Source organism: Ruegeria sp. CDSB136, assembly GCF_059610965.1.
The window spans coordinates 76,122-90,597 of the sequence record NZ_JBXWOP010000005.1 but is presented as its reverse complement, the minus strand read 5'-3'; the positions used below and the strand labels follow the sequence as shown (position 1 = coordinate 90,597).

General features: G+C 58.1%; 15 protein-coding genes. 9 read left to right on the top strand and 6 right to left on the bottom strand.

What is annotated here, in order from left to right; genetic code table 11:
- Window positions 1–13 precede the first annotated feature (13 nt).
- Together AC2FIR_RS07255 and AC2FIR_RS07250 are read right to left on the bottom strand one after the other, a co-directional pair.
- On the bottom strand, window positions 14–1,717 hold the full coding sequence (locus tag AC2FIR_RS07255) for an NAD(P)H-dependent oxidoreductase subunit E (protein WP_480490512.1): 1,704 nt from the start codon (window positions 1,715–1,717) through the stop codon (window positions 14–16).
- An 85-nt stretch (window positions 1,718–1,802) separates the two neighbouring features.
- A complete protein-coding gene (locus tag AC2FIR_RS07250; protein WP_480490514.1) occupies window positions 1,803–2,684 on the bottom strand; it encodes a LysR family transcriptional regulator in 882 nt (293 codons plus the stop codon).
- Window positions 2,685–2,840: 156 nt separating this feature from the next.
- Between AC2FIR_RS07250 and AC2FIR_RS07245 the strand changes: the two genes are divergently transcribed.
- A complete protein-coding gene (locus tag AC2FIR_RS07245; protein WP_496762090.1) occupies window positions 2,841–3,200 on the top strand; it encodes a YybH family protein in 360 nt (119 codons plus the stop codon).
- 23 nt (window positions 3,201–3,223) lie between these two features.
- On the opposite strand, the gene ychF is transcribed toward AC2FIR_RS07245, so the two are convergent.
- Window positions 3,224–4,321, bottom strand: a complete 1,098-nt coding sequence (gene ychF, locus AC2FIR_RS07240; RefSeq protein ID WP_170613399.1) for a redox-regulated ATPase YchF — start codon at window positions 4,319–4,321, stop codon at window positions 3,224–3,226.
- 198 nt (window positions 4,322–4,519) lie between these two features.
- Between ychF and AC2FIR_RS07235 the strand changes: the two genes are divergently transcribed.
- From AC2FIR_RS07235 to AC2FIR_RS07205, 7 genes are all read left to right on the top strand, one after another.
- On the top strand, window positions 4,520–5,005 hold the full coding sequence (locus AC2FIR_RS07235) for an acyloxyacyl hydrolase (RefSeq protein WP_170613401.1): 486 nt from the start codon (window positions 4,520–4,522) through the stop codon (window positions 5,003–5,005).
- A 78-nt stretch (window positions 5,006–5,083) separates the two neighbouring features.
- Complete coding sequence (gene trpA, locus AC2FIR_RS07230) at window positions 5,084–5,875, top strand: tryptophan synthase subunit alpha (RefSeq protein ID WP_170613403.1); 792 nt, start codon at window positions 5,084–5,086, stop codon at window positions 5,873–5,875.
- A 138-nt stretch (window positions 5,876–6,013) separates the two neighbouring features.
- Window positions 6,014–7,180, top strand: coding sequence for an alpha-hydroxy acid oxidase (locus AC2FIR_RS07225; protein ID WP_496715458.1), 1,167 nt, complete (start codon window positions 6,014–6,016; stop codon window positions 7,178–7,180).
- A gap of 248 nt (window positions 7,181–7,428) precedes the next feature.
- Window positions 7,429–8,079, top strand: coding sequence for a 50S ribosomal protein L25/general stress protein Ctc (locus tag AC2FIR_RS07220; protein ID WP_170613407.1), 651 nt, complete (start codon window positions 7,429–7,431; stop codon window positions 8,077–8,079).
- Between the two features lie 151 nt (window positions 8,080–8,230).
- The gene (gene pth, locus AC2FIR_RS07215) at window positions 8,231–8,914 is read left to right on the top strand and encodes an aminoacyl-tRNA hydrolase (RefSeq protein ID WP_480490517.1); all 684 of its coding nucleotides are present in this window, start codon (window positions 8,231–8,233) and stop codon (window positions 8,912–8,914) included.
- 79 nt (window positions 8,915–8,993) lie between these two features.
- Window positions 8,994–10,157: a serine hydrolase domain-containing protein gene (locus AC2FIR_RS07210; RefSeq protein ID WP_480490518.1), complete on the top strand. Its 1,164-nt coding sequence runs from the start codon at window positions 8,994–8,996 to the stop codon at window positions 10,155–10,157.
- A 9-nt stretch (window positions 10,158–10,166) separates the two neighbouring features.
- Window positions 10,167–10,541: a DUF2237 domain-containing protein gene (locus AC2FIR_RS07205; protein ID WP_170807708.1), complete on the top strand. Its 375-nt coding sequence runs from the start codon at window positions 10,167–10,169 to the stop codon at window positions 10,539–10,541.
- 87 nt (window positions 10,542–10,628) lie between these two features.
- On the opposite strand, the gene AC2FIR_RS07200 is transcribed toward AC2FIR_RS07205, so the two are convergent.
- Entirely contained in the window at window positions 10,629–12,284 is a 1,656-nt protein-coding gene (locus AC2FIR_RS07200; protein ID WP_496715461.1) for an Ig-like domain-containing protein, read from the bottom strand.
- Between the two features lie 104 nt (window positions 12,285–12,388).
- On the opposite strand from AC2FIR_RS07200, the gene AC2FIR_RS07195 reads away from it, so the two are divergent.
- Window positions 12,389–12,733 carry a hypothetical protein gene (locus AC2FIR_RS07195; protein WP_170613416.1) on the top strand — a complete coding sequence of 115 codons (345 nt, stop codon included), beginning with the start codon at window positions 12,389–12,391 and terminating at the stop codon, window positions 12,731–12,733.
- A 57-nt stretch (window positions 12,734–12,790) separates the two neighbouring features.
- On the opposite strand, the gene trpB is transcribed toward AC2FIR_RS07195, so the two are convergent.
- Window positions 12,791–14,038, bottom strand: coding sequence for a tryptophan synthase subunit beta (trpB, locus tag AC2FIR_RS07190; RefSeq protein WP_170613418.1), 1,248 nt, complete (start codon window positions 14,036–14,038; stop codon window positions 12,791–12,793).
- 67 nt (window positions 14,039–14,105) lie between these two features.
- Window positions 14,106–14,441, bottom strand: coding sequence for a hypothetical protein (locus tag AC2FIR_RS07185; protein ID WP_170613420.1), 336 nt, complete (start codon window positions 14,439–14,441; stop codon window positions 14,106–14,108).
- Window positions 14,442–14,476 lie beyond the last annotated feature (35 nt).

Here is a 14,476-nt window from a genome sequence, read left to right as displayed (position 1 = left end):
GGCTCTGTCTCCCTCAGATTTCGTCAGCGAAATGTTTCATGACAAGGCGGATCGGGTTCGGGGCCGCTTGCCCCAAGCCGCAGATGGACGCGTCGCCCATGACCTGGCACAGATCTTTGAGCAAGTCCTGATCCCACTTGTCGGCCTGCATCAGCTTCACCGCCTTTTCGCAGCCCGCCCGGCAGGGCGTGCACTGACCACAGCTTTCATCCTCGAAGAACCGCAGCATGTTCAGCGCCGCATCGCGGGCCGTGTCCTGATCGGACAGAACCACCACAGCGGCAGACCCGATGAAGGTGCCCAACGGCTGCAGGGTGTCAAAGTCGAGCGGGACGTCGTCGATACTGGAGGGGAGAAGACCTGACGACGGCCCGCCCGGTTGATACGCCTTGAACGCATGACCTTCGGCCATGCCGCCGGCGGCATCAATCACGTCAAGAATGGTCGAACCCGCAGGCAGCAGGTAAACACCGGGGTTGGTTACTCGGCCCGAGACAGAGTAGCTCCGCAAGCCCTTGCGACCATTCTTTTCAACTGAATTCAGAATCTGCGGCCCCTCACGGCAGATCTTCGAGACCCAATACAGCGTCTCGACATTGTGCACCAAGGTCGGACGGTTGAAGACCCCTACCTGCGCCACAAATGGAGGACGGTGACGCGGCAGGCCCTTTTTGCCTTCGATCGACTCGATCATCGCGGATTCTTCACCGCAGATGTATGCGCCAGCACCGCGACGCAGGTCGATGTAACCTTTTTCGACGATCCCGGCCTGTTCCAGCGCGGCAATCTCACGGGCCAGGATTTCCAGTACCGCCGGATACTCGTCGCGCATGTAGATGAAGCAGGTCTCGGCCTCGACCGCCCAGGCGGCAATCAGCATGCCCTCAAGGAAGACATGCGGCGTGCGTTCCAGATAGTAGCGGTCTTTGAACGTGCCAGGCTCGCCCTCGTCCCCGTTCACGGCCAGATAGCGTGTGCCCTCGTTCATTCGAACAAAGCCCCACTTCTTGCCGGATGGGAAGCCGGCGCCGCCAAGACCGCGCAGGCCCGAGGACAGGATGTCTTCCTGCACTTTCTCCCAGTCACCACCGTCGCGCAGCTCTTTCAGCTTGGCGTAACCGCCGTTTGCCTCATAAGCAGCGAAGGCTTCGTAGCCGGGCAGATGGGCGTGAGTGTCGCCCGCAGCAATCGCAGCCTGCACCTTTTCGGGGGTCGCATGGTCGATATGGTTGTGACCGATTTCGAGCACCGGCGCGGTATCACAACGGCCCATGCACGGCGCGCGCACCACACGCACCTCTGCCGGGTCCAGACCGTCTTCCAGCGCCTTCTGCAGCTGCTGGGCACCGGCCATTTCACAGGACAGGGAATCACAGACACGGATCGTCAGCGCAGGCGGAGGGGTCTCGCCTTCTTTCACAACATCGAAATGGGCGTAGAAGGTCGCAGTCTCATAAATCTCGGCCTGTCCGATCCGCATCTCAACCGCAAGCGCGGCGATGTGGTCGGCGCTGATATGGCCGTGTTCGTCCTGAATCAAATGCAGGAATTCGATCAGCAGGTCGCGGCGGCGCGGGCGATCGCCCAGCAGGCGATGAATCTCCGCCTGCGCCTCATCCGTGAACTGACGGCCTTTGGGCGTGTGCCGCCCTTTGCCTTTACCTGACTTCCAGACGCCCTTGGGTGCGCCTGATGGCTTGGTGTCTAATGGTGCCATGATGCCCTCCGATTGAGGCTCCGTGTCTCATCAGAATAGCATATCGTCAAATCGCCAAATTCAATCGCACGATAACGACAGTTTATCACCGTAAAGACGTCACCACGGCACGCAAAGCCTCGACCGTTGGCAATTCCGGGTCACGACTGAGGGTCGCCAGACAAATCGGTTTGCTGACAATCGGGTCGACCAAGGGCAGCACTTTGGTTCCCTTCAGATCACCCAACGCCCGAACCAGAACGCGAGGCACAACCGTAGCTGCCAGCCCCTCGCGCGCCATCACCATCGATGCGGTAAAGCCACTGGTTTCGGCGACGACGTGGGGATGCAGGCCCTGTTCGGCGAAAATCCGATCCAGAATGCGTCGGTTCTGCATCTGCGGCTCCAGGAGGCTGATCGGAAATTCAGCCACCCGAGCCCACGGAATAGGGCCGGTTTCCTCGGTCATGTGGGACGGGACCAGCAGCACATAGGTTTCTTCATACAGCGGCTGGACCTGCCGCAAGTCGGTGCCGATACTGTCGCCGTAGGTGATGCCCGCATCCAGACTGCCTTCGTCCAGCCGGTGCTGAATGGCCGAGGCCGACATGGTTTCGATCCGCGACAAAATGCGTGGATGAGCTTGCTGAAGGCGTTTGATGAGGCGTCCGGTAAAGGCAATCGCGGTAGGGATCACGCCCAGAATCAACGTGCCCGTAATCTCACCCCGCGCGGCCAGCACCTGCTGTTCCAGCGCCTTTGCGTCATCGAGGATACGCCGCGCACGGCGGACGATCATCTCGCCCTCTTCGGTCAGGCCCTGAAACCGGTTGGCCCGGCGGACAATTGAAACTCCCAGCCGATCTTCGAGATTGCGGATGCGCATGGAAAACGCGGGTTGTGAAATCCCGCATTCCTCGGCCGCCTTGGCGAAATGGCGTTGCCGCGCCAAGGCGCTGAGGAGTTGAAGGTCGCGGATTTCGATCATGCTTTAGCATTCCAACGTCGGGCAAAATGACACTCTAACCGCATTTTTCCAAAGGAAAAGCGCCGTCTCTGCCTGCGACCCGGCAATACAGAGTTCTTGCCTCGCTTGGTCAACTTACCTCTAATGAAACGAGCGTACGAACGCACGGAGCGCATAGTGACGGCAAAGGACGTTTTTCAAGAATTGTATGACGGATACGTCGATAGGTATCGATCAAATGATGCCGCCGGATGCGCGTCGTACTTTGCAGAAAACGCAGAGTTGTTTTCACCCTATGGCCCTGCAGCGATCGGGCGACAAGCCATAGAAGATATCCATTCGGAGTGGGTTGAGGAAGGCGGCGAAGACAAAGTCATCGAAATTGTGCACGCTGATATCAATGACAATGTCGGTTGGTGCCTCGCTCGTTACAGCGAAGGTACGACCGGCCAGGGTACCTCTTTGAATATCCTATATAAGCAGGCTGACGGCAGGTGGCTGATCACCCAGTGCAGCTTCTTAAACGAAGCGCTCTGAAAACTTGCCGCAGCCTGATTGATTTACGTGTTGAACAAGAAGTGCATCACATCGCCGTCCTTGACGATGTAGCCCTTGCCCTCGGCCCGCATCTTGCCTGCTTCTTTCGCACCCTGTTCGCCATTGGCAGCGATGTAGTCGTCATAGGCGATGGTCTCGGCACGGATGAAGCCTTTTTCGAAATCCCCATGGATCACGCCAGCGGCCTGCGGCGCGGCGGTGCCGGTGCGGATGGTCCAGGCGCGGGCCTCTTTCGGGCCGACGGTGAAATAGGTTTCCAGTTTCAGCAGGTCGTAACCTGCTCGGATCAGACGATCGAGACCGGGTTCTTCCAGGCCCATTTCCTCAAGGAACATCTGGGCTTCGTCCGCTTCCAGCAGGCTGATCTCTTCTTCGATCTTGGCGCTGATGATAACGTGAGCATTACCCTGAGCAGCGGCCATTTCGGCCACCTTCGCCGAGTACTCATTACCTTCGGCAGCTTCTTCTTCGGACACGTTGCAAACATAGAGCACCGGCTTGGTGGTCAGCAGTTGCAGCATCTTCCAGGCCTTGGCATCTTCGCCTGACACTTCAACCAGACGCGCGGGCTTGCCGCTTTCCAGCATCGCTTGCGCTTGGGCCAGCAAGCGGTCCTGTTGCTGTGCCTCTTTGTCACTGCCTTTCAGCTTGCGCACCAGATTGGCGCGGCGCTTTTCGATGCTTTCCAGATCGGCCAGCATCAGCTCGGTCTCAATCGTGTCCGCATCAGCTACCGGATCGACACGGCCATCCACATGGGTCACATCTCCGTCTTCGAAACAGCGCAGCACATGGGCAATGGCGTCGGTTTCCCGAATGTTGGCCAGAAACTGGTTTCCAAGCCCCTCGCCTTTCGAGGCACCTTTAACCAGACCGGCGATATCAACGAACGTCATCCGCGTCGGGATGATCTGTTTCGAGCTTGCAATCGCGGCGAGCTTGTCCAGCCGATCATCGGGCACGGCCACATCGCCCACATTGGGTTCGATCGTGCAGAACGGGAAATTCGCAGCCTGTGCAGCCGCGGTTTTGGTCAGCGCGTTGAAGAGGGTCGACTTACCCACATTCGGCAAACCCACGATTCCCATTTTAAAGCCCATGACGGTCTCCTAATGCCATTCGAGGGGTGCTTCTATGCAGGTCCGGGTCAATGCGCAAGCCAGAGCGAAAGATGGCGGCCTGATCCAAAATGCAACATCACGAAATCGTTCGACATCCGTGATCTTGCCCGCATTGAATCCTGCGCTCTAAGCTCACCATGTAAGACGTTGCAAACAACCAGATAGTGATCAACCGTTATGAAGAGTTTTGTTGCAGCCCTTGTGCTGATAATGGCCGCTCCGGCAGCGTACGCTCAAACCATCATCTTTGGCGCTGGGTATTCGGATTTCTCCGACAGCGACGCAGACGATGAAGCCGCTTTCTCGCTCGAGTACCAACACCGCCCCTTTTACGAAGCCACCCGCGTGTCCGCGACCTGGGGCAGCGCCCTGACGGTGGATACCGCTGGTGATGTTCATATCGGGATCGGGTTGATCGGGTTCTACACCTTCGCTGACCGATGGTTCGTTGAAGGCAGCGTCATGCCAGGGTACTTTTCCGAAGGCGACTCGTTGAACGATCTGGGCGGAGAGTTCCAGATCCGCAGCCTTGTTGGCCTTGGATATACGTTGAACAATGGCAACAAGCTGTCCTTCGCGATTACCCACAAATCCAACGCCAGCACCCAGGACGACAACCCGGGTGTCAACTCGGCCCTGGTCAGATATCATTACGCGTTCTGAACCATTCAGCCTTGACGGGATTGATTTCCGGGCAAAGTTTCTGCACATCAGGTTCAAACCTGAATGCAAGGACAGAAGATGACCCGTATCGACGCCAAGTTCGCCGCCCTCAAGGCCGAAGGCAGGAAGGCCTTTGTTTCCTACGTCATGGCCGGGGATCCCGATTTCGACACCTCGCTTGAGATCGTGAAAGGTCTGCCGGGCGCCGGTGTCGATGTGATCGAACTGGGCCTGCCCTTCACGGACCCGATGGCTGATGGCCCTACGATTCAGGCTGCAGGCCAGCGCGCGCTGGACGGGGGAATGACCCTGCAGCGCACTCTGGATCTGGCGCGGGCTTTCCGTGAAACAGATGATACGACCCCGATTGTCCTGATGGGATACTACAACCCGATCTACAGCCGAGGTGTCGACGACTTTCTGGCCGAGGCTAAATCCGCCGGAATCGATGGCCTGATCGTTGTAGACCTGCCCCCGGAAGAGGATGCCGAACTGTGCCTGCCCGCGCAGGCCGCCGGCCTGAACTTTATCCGGCTTGCAACGCCCACAACCGACGACAAGCGCCTGCCCCGCGTCCTTCAGAATACATCGGGCTTTGTGTATTACGTCTCGATCACCGGCATCACCGGCGCTGCCGAGGCGCAGGCCACCAATGTCGGTCCTGAGGTGGCTCGGATCAAATCGGAGACAGATCTGCCGGTTATTGTGGGCTTTGGCATCAATACACCCGAAAAGTCGAAGGCAATCGCAAGCATAGCTGATGGCGCCGTGGTCGGTTCAGCCATTGTCAGCCAGATTGCCGAGGGAAAGCCGGTCGACCAGATCCTAAGCTTCGTCCGGTCACTGGCGGACGGTGCACATTCGGCCTGATCCGCCGACAAAACTCGTCTCATGCGTCAACCGCAGCCCGCCTTTGCGAGCTGCGGTTTTTTTGCTGCCAGAGATACGTTGCAGAGCGCAAGAGAAATTGGTAAAGAAAATTAACCAAAGCTACCGGGGCCCGGAATCATGCCAGTCATTACAACGATTGAAGACCTCAGACGCATCTATGAACGCCGCGTGCCACGGATGTTCTACGACTACGCTGAAAGCGGCAGCTGGACCGAGCAGACCTTTCGCGAAAACACCTCGGATTTCGAGGACATCCGCCTGCGCCAACGGGTTGCAGTAGACATGTCCGGGCGTTCGACCGCGTCGCAGATGATCGGGCAAGACGTAGCGATGCCGGTCGCGCTGGCGCCCGTGGGGCTGACCGGCATGCAACACGCAGATGGCGAAATAAAAGCGGCCAAGGCAGCGGAAGATTTCGGCGTACCCTTCACCCTATCGACAATGTCAATCAATTCTATCGAGGATGTGGCCGAGAACACGGGCAAGCCGTTCTGGTTCCAGCTTTATACGATGAAGGATCAGGACTACATTAATCGCCTGATCCAGCGGGCCAAGGACGCCAAATGCTCGGCATTGGTGATCACACTCGACCTGCAAATCCTCGGCCAGCGGCACAAGGACCTCAAGAACGGTTTGTCCGCCCCGCCGAAATTGACGGCCAAAACAATCGCCAACCTGATGACGAAGTGGGCCTGGGGAATCGAGATGCTGGGCGCCAGCCGACGCGAGTTCGGCAATATCGCCGGACATGCGCATGGCGTTTCTGACGCATCCTCGCTGGGGGCCTGGACTGCCGAACAATTCGACCCAAGCCTAGATTGGGGCAAGGTCGAAAAGCTGATGGAGCAATGGGGCGGGAAGGTTATCCTGAAAGGTATTCTGGATGCCGAAGATGCGAAGATGGCCGCAAAGCTCGGGGCGGATGCCATTGTGGTCTCGAACCACGGCGGTCGCCAGTTGGATGGTGCGCTCAGTTCCATCCGAATGCTGCCGCAGATCATGGACGCCGTTGGCGGAGACATCGAAGTGCATATGGACAGTGGCATCCGTTCGGGTCAGGACGTTCTGAAGGCACTGGCGCTGGGGGCCAAGGGTACATATATCGGCCGCGCCTTTGTCTATGGCCTTGGGGCGATGGGTCAGAAAGGCGTAACCACGGCGCTGGACGTCATCCACAAGGAACTGGACACCACCATGGCGCTGTGCGGCGAACGCAATGTTAGCAATCTGGGGCGCCACAACCTGCTGATCCCAGAAGACTTCGGTGGTCGCTGGCAGAACTGAGAGGGCCGCTGTTGTCAGGGGCTCTGCCCCCGCCGCCCTACGGGCGTCTCCCCCGGGATATTTTTAGCCAGATGAAGACCGGATCCGTTTTTCATCTGGCCCCAAATATCCCGGAGCGCGAGGCAGAGCCTCGCAAAATGACAATCCGTCAAAAACCCCTTTCCAAACCCAATGAATCAAGCTAAGGACGCGGCTTCACGCGGGCATACAGCCTTGGAGGATGCCCGCCCTAACATTGGAGAATTATCATGGCTGGAGAGATTCCTGATCTCGTAGCTCTGGAACGGACGGGGACAGGCAAGGGCGCCGCTCGTCAGGCACGCCGCGACGGCATGGTTCCGGGCATTGTTTTTGGTGGCGACAAAGAGCCGCTGCCGATCCAGATCCCGTTCAACGTCCTGTTCAAGCGTCTGAAAGCCGGCCGGTTCAAGTCGACCCTGTGGAACCTGAAGGTTGAAGGCCACGAAGACGTCCGCGTCATCTGCCGCGACGTTCAGCGTGACGTCGTCAAAGACCTGCCGACCCACCTGGACCTGATGCGCCTGCGCCGGACCACCAAGATCGCTCTGTTCATTCCGGTTGAGTTCATCAACGAAGAAGAAGCGCCCGGCATCAAGAAGGGCGGCGTTCTGACCGTTGTTCGTCCGGAAGTCGAACTGATGTGCACCGCCGGTGAAATTCCTGAAAAGATCACCGTCGATCTGACCGGTCTGAACATCAACGACGTTGTGACGATTTCGTCGGTTGACCTGCCGGCCGGCACCAAGCCGACCATCGACCGTGACTTCGTGATCGCGAACATTTCGGCTCCGACCGGTCTGACGTCCAGCGACGATGAAGACGGCGAAGAGGGCGAAGTTGCAGCCGACGAAGTCGAAGTAATCGGCGCTGAAGAATAATTTCGGAACCTTTTGGTTCTGGATATGAAACGGGGTTCTTTCAGAGCCCCGTTTTTCTTTTGGCCGGGCGGGACTGGAAAGGCGGTGGCGAACCGTGCGATGAACCTGATACGTATTCAGGTATTGGCCCGCGACATGTAAGGACGAAATGATGAAGCTGTTTGTCGGCCTGGGGAATCCCGGTTCAAAATACTCTGGAAACCGTCACAACATCGGCTTCATGGCACTGGACCGCATCGCCGAGGATCACGGGTTTGGTCCCTGGCGTTCAAAGTTTCAGGCCGAGGTCTGCGAAGGTCGTCTCGGCACGGACAAAATTCTGCTGCTGAAACCGCAAACCTTCATGAACCGATCCGGCCAGTCCGTTGGTGAAGCGATGCGGTTTTACAAGCTCGAGTCGGTTGACGTGACCGTCTTTCATGATGAACTGGACCTGGCCCCCGGAAAGGTGCGGGTCAAGGCCGGCGGTGGTCACGCGGGGCATAACGGGCTGCGATCCATCCACGAACACATCAGTCCTGCCTATGACCGGGTACGGCTAGGGATTGGCCATCCGGGGCGCAAGGAAATGGTCTCGGCCTATGTGCTAAGCGATTTTGCCAAGGCTGACGCCAACTGGCTGGAAGACGTCCTGCGGGGCGTTTCGGACGGGGCCCAATATCTTGCCGAAGGGGAAAGCGGGAAATTCATGAATGCCGTGGCTTTGCGGACGGCGCCTGCGCGGTCGTCAAAGACACCGGAAAAGCCCACACCAAAAGCCGCGACCGACCCTGAGCCTATTCCGGCTCCGGATGACCGGTCACCGATGCAAAAGCTGTTGGACAAGTTTCGGTAAATCACCTGCTGCCGCAACGTTCGGATTGCGAAAGGTCCCGGACCTCTTTTCTATTGTGTTGATCAGGTGGAGGGGACGAATGAGAACTGTATTCAGATGGCTGTTGCGCATTGTTCTGGCGCTGGTTTTGGCGGCCGTCGTCGTTGGCCTGTGGAAACGGGAAGAGATCGAGCGGCTTCTGGCGGTCAATTCCCTGTTCTCGGAAGAGCGGATCGTTCACAATTTCTCGCACATGAGCGACGCCTTTCTGACGGTCGATCTGCCGCGCGGGAGCGGCCCGACATGGGAACTGCCCTATGGACCGGGCTTTGATCTGCCTGAGGGAACCGATCAATGGATCGGGGAGCGCGCTGTGACATCCCTGCTGGTGATGCAGAAAGGCCAGATCCGGTTCGAAGAATACTATCTGGACACCGGCCCGGACGATCGGCGGATATCGTGGTCCGTCGCCAAAAGCTATCTGTCCGCCCTGTTCGGCCTTCTGTTGGCCGAGGGGGCAATCGACTCGCTGGACGATCCTGTGGTGAAATATGCGCCCAAACTGGCCGGCAGCGCTTATGACGGCGCCACGATCCGCAATGTCCTGAACATGGCCAGCGGCGTGACATTTGACGAGGACTATCTGGATTACAACTCGGACATCAATCGGATGGGCCGTGTCGTGGCGCTGGGCGGGGAGTTGGACGACTTCGCCGCGTCCCTGAAGGACAGCTTTGCCGCGCCGGGTGACACCTGGCAATATGTATCAATCGACACGCATGTGATCGGTATGGTCATTCGCGGCGCGACCGGGCGCAGTGTTACCGAGCTGTTGACCGAAAGGATCATTCAGCCTTTGGGGCTGGAACGCGATGGGTACTACATCACGGATGGGGCCGGTGTCGCGTTTGTTCTTGGCGGGTTGAACTTTACAACACGCGACTTTGCCCGGTTCGGACAGATGATACTGCAAGACGGTTCCCGAAGCGGCGAGCAGATTGTTCCCGCCGACTGGATTACCGAGTCGACATGGCCAAGTGCCCCAACCGAAACCGGCAAGATCGGCTATGGATATCAATGGTGGATCCCCAAAAACGCGCATGAGGGCGAATTTCTGGCGCGCGGCGTCTATGGGCAATACATCTATTTCGATCGGCCGCGGGATGTCCTGATTGTCACCACCGGAGCCGATCGCAAATTCCGCGAACCCGGTGTCAGCGATCAGAATATAGAAATGTTCCGCAAGATCGCCCAAACCCTGTAGGATGCCTCTATGCAAAAACAGGACAGCATCAATGTGCTGGGGGGTGTCCTTGCCCCCTGTTCGCGTGATCCGCTGACCGGATTCTTCCGGGACGGGGCCTGCAATACCTGCCCCGAAGACCAGGGCAGCCATACGGTTTGTGCTGTTATGACAGCCGAATTCCTCGCCTATTCCAAATATGTCGGAAATGACCTGAGCACCCCACGCCCCGAATTCGATTTCGCGGGCCTCAAGCCCGGCGATAGCTGGTGTCTGTGTGCGGGTCGGTTCCTGCAGGCCCATGACGAGGGCTGCGCCCCGAGGGTTCATCTTGAGGCCACGCATCAGCGCGCATTGGACATTGTGCCGCTGGACATCCTTCAACAGCACAAAGCCGGGTCCTGACCCTTCGTCGGTCTTTAGAATCCGTTTCGGCTTATTTTTTAGAAAAAGAAGTCCCGGACGGATCCGGGACTTCAAGGATTCAATCGGTCAGAAGTTGATCTGCCACGTCAGATCGACGCTGTAGCTTTCAAATCCGCTTTCGCCGATGCCGTCGTAAAACACACCTGCCGCAAGCAGGCTGTTGTTCTGCAACCTGTAATCAAGACCCAGATCGACCCTGCCGCGTGTGGTGTCCCCGATCGGGGCGACGCCCGGCACGGTGCCGGTGCCTGATGTGCTGCTCCAGACGCCGGACAGACCGCCCGTCAGAATCATGCTGCCACGTGCGACGGAGATCGGGTGGCTGAAATCCATTCCCAACTGAACGGTCGTCAGGCTGAAATCCTGGGCCGAAATCGGATTGCCCAGACTGTCCGTATAGGCCTCGGCATCATCGCTGACATAGCTCAGATCCAGAAGCGGCATCAGGGTCAGCGCCCCGCGCTGGATTTCGCCTGTGACCCGCGACTGCACCAGCCAGCGGTCACTGTCGAATTTGTCCGAGTATGTGCCCAGAGGCGATACCTCATTGTCAGCTTTCCCGTAAAGCGCACGTCCTTCGAAATAGATCGGATGCTCGGGCAGTTTCGCCACGACATACGGACCAACAAACCACCCGGTGCCGTCAATCTCGGACGCGCCGTTTTCGGTTTCGGCATAGTCCAACTGCAGCATCGCACCGACCAACAGGTTCTGATTAACCTGATGGTGCGCCCCGAGAACCGCCAAAGCATAGCTGCTGTCAAAGTCGTCCTGCGAACTCCAGTTGCCTGTGACATTCAGCCAGATGGGCAAGGTCGGATCGCTGGCAAAGTTCAGAAACCCGGCGCCCTGAGATACGGACGCATCGAACGCTCCCGCGCCGGACTGTTGCAGAAACCGCGTCAGGTTGGGCTGGTTGGAAACCAGGCTGTTCGCGCGGGCATTCTGAAAGGCCTGAATCAAACGCTGCGTGTTTGTTGCGGCCTGCACGGTTGTAACAGTGTTCGACGCCAGATTAAGATTGCCTGCGGCGTCGGTGAAAACTCCGGCCGGAACCGAAAGCTCGATCGTACCATTGTTCTGCGGTGTCAGTGTGGCAACGTAATCGACACCCGAACCGGTCATGGTCGCGGTTGCGTTCACCACCAAAAGATCACTGGCAACAAAGTCGGTGCTGGGTTCGCTGAGGGTGATTGTCGCGGTAAAGGTGCCGTTTCCTGTCGCAGTCAGCGCCCCGACCGAAGCCGTGGGCTGGGTCGTATCCACCAGCGTCCGGGTGCTGATGATCTGCGTGTTCGTCACACCCGACAGGGCAAGTTCGTATCTGTAAAGCGGCCCACCCGGGGTTTCCTGAGCCGTGAAAATGATCCCCATGTAACCGTCGGCGGCATATGTGCTGTCTGCGCCGTCCTGGCTGAGAATGGTTGGGTTCAGCCAACCGAGGTTGGTCAATCCGGCCGGAGTGATGATCGGAGACGGCGTGATCCCGCCACCAAAGTAAATCGCACCGCCCGGTGCCTGGCCGCTGCCGCTGAGGGCGACAAATGCAGTCGTTGCGCCGGGGATGTTGGTAAATTGGACGGAACCGCCATTGGGTGACGCAATGGGTGTATTGAAGAAGGTAGCCCCACCAAAGGCCGCGCCTTCCTTGCTGCTGCCGAACAGAACGACTGAAACCAAACAGACAAGGCCAAGCAGCCTACTAAAAAAGGAGTTAACCATCCCAACCTCCAACAAACCCGATAGGGGCATAACACAAGGATATGCGCCTTATGACATGCCATTCCGAACGCGCAACTGAGTTCTGACACCGTCCGGGGCACATTATGATTAGCAACCAGAAGTTGCGAAGTGCCAGTGAGTTTATTCAAATTCAAAACGCTGTACAGATTCACCACATCTCAATTATTTCGCGTGTATCGAATTTGCCAGATGCGCCGAATCTGGCGCTTGCGGCAGGGATTATCCCGGCGCCTATTTGGCAAATAATGCTGAGGGTTGGCGGAAAAATCCTGGTAAAACACAGCAGCTTTCTAACCAGACCTTACAGGAGGGCTGTTTCGGCACTGCAAGCTAACCCGGCAAAAGCCAGACAATCCGCGCCAAAGCGCTTCATTTTCCGCAATTGCGAGACAGTGAAAGCAGTATGGCGACCGGGGCAGGTCCAATGATTCTCGGACCCACCGCCGTGCAACATCTGTCTGGCTTACGCTGACGAAATCAGAGGCTTAGATTGCCTCGCGGCCTTCGGTATCGGACATGTCAAAGTTCAGGTATTTCGCAACCGTCTGAACATCCTTGTCGCCGCGTCCGCACATGTTCATGCAGATCAGGTGATCGTTAGGCAGTTCCGGGGCAATCTTCATCACATGGGCCAGTGCGTGGCTGGGTTCGAGTGCCGGGATGATGCCTTCGGTTGCGCAGCACAGCTGGAACGCTTCCAGCGCCTCTTTGTCCGTGATCGAGACATATTGCGCACGCCCTACCTCGTGCAGCCATGAATGTTCTGGCCCGATGCCTGGGTAGTCCAGACCAGCGGAAATGGAATAGCCTTCAAGAATCTGGCCGTCGTCATCCTGCAGCAGATAGGTTCGGTTGCCATGCAAAACGCCCGGACGACCACCGGTCAGAGAAGCGCAGTGCTCCATCTTTTCGTTCACGCCTTTACCGCCCGCCTCGACGCCGATGATATTCACGGACTTGTCGTCGAGAAATGGGTAGAACAGGCCCATCGCGTTCGACCCACCACCGATGGCGGCGATGATCGTATCGGGCAGACGGCCTTCGGCCTTCATCATCTGTTCCTTGGCTTCCTTGCCGATGATCGACTGAAAATCGCGCACCATCGCCGGATACGGGTGCGGACCAGCAACCGTTCCAATGCAGTAGAACGTATCGCGCACGTTGGTCACCCAGTCGCGCAGCGCGTCGTTCATTGCATCTTTCAGTGTCCCGCGACCGGAAGTCACAGGGATCACCTCGGCCCCCAGCAGGCGCATGCGGAACACGTTCGGAGCCTGACGCTGCACGTCATGGGCCCCCATGTAGACCACGCACTTCAATCCGAACTTGGCGCAGACGGTGGCGGTGGCTACGCCGTGCTGCCCTGCCCCGGTTTCAGCGATGATCCGGGTCTTGCCCATGCGCCGCGCCAGAATGATCTGGCCCAGCACGTTGTTGATCTTATGCGCGCCGGTGTGGTTCAGCTCGTCACGCTTCAGGTAAATCTTTGCACCACCCAGATGTTCGGTCAGGCGTTCCGCGAAGTACAGCGGCGACGGGCGGCCAACATAGTTGGCCCACAGATCGTCCATCTCGGCCCAGAAGGTCGCATCGTCCTTGGCCTTCTCATATTCCTCTTCCAGCGACAGGATCAGGGGCATCAGCGTTTCGCTGACGAACCGTCCGCCGAAGATGCCGAAACGGCCCTGTTCGTCGGGCCCGGACATGAAGGAATTGAAAAGATCGTTGGCCATGGGTGTCTCCCTCGTCGTACCCGTTGTTCATAGGAGGTGGCGGCGGGATTTGCCATGGCAAAACGTATCATTCAGCCGCATGAACATGCTGAGACCAAACCCGCAGCGCCTGGTCTCTGCTTGGCACGGCAATACAGTTGAAATGATGGAACTCATGCACCTCCGCCAACCGGGAGGCCGCCTGCACAACGCGCCGATGCGGGCCGGACTGGGCGAATGTCAGCATGGCCTCGGCGTCGTGCCAGACGCTCAGCGAAAAATACAGGCCCTGATGTGGGAACAGTTCCACCCGCAGGCACAGCGGATCGTCACGGGCCTGCAAATAAGCCTGGCGCGCGCGCCAGAAGAACTCGGGCGCGTGATACCAGTTTTTCAGGGCAACTCCACCGATTGCGGCCAGCATCCATTCATACTCCTTGACAGGAGATACGCGATGGC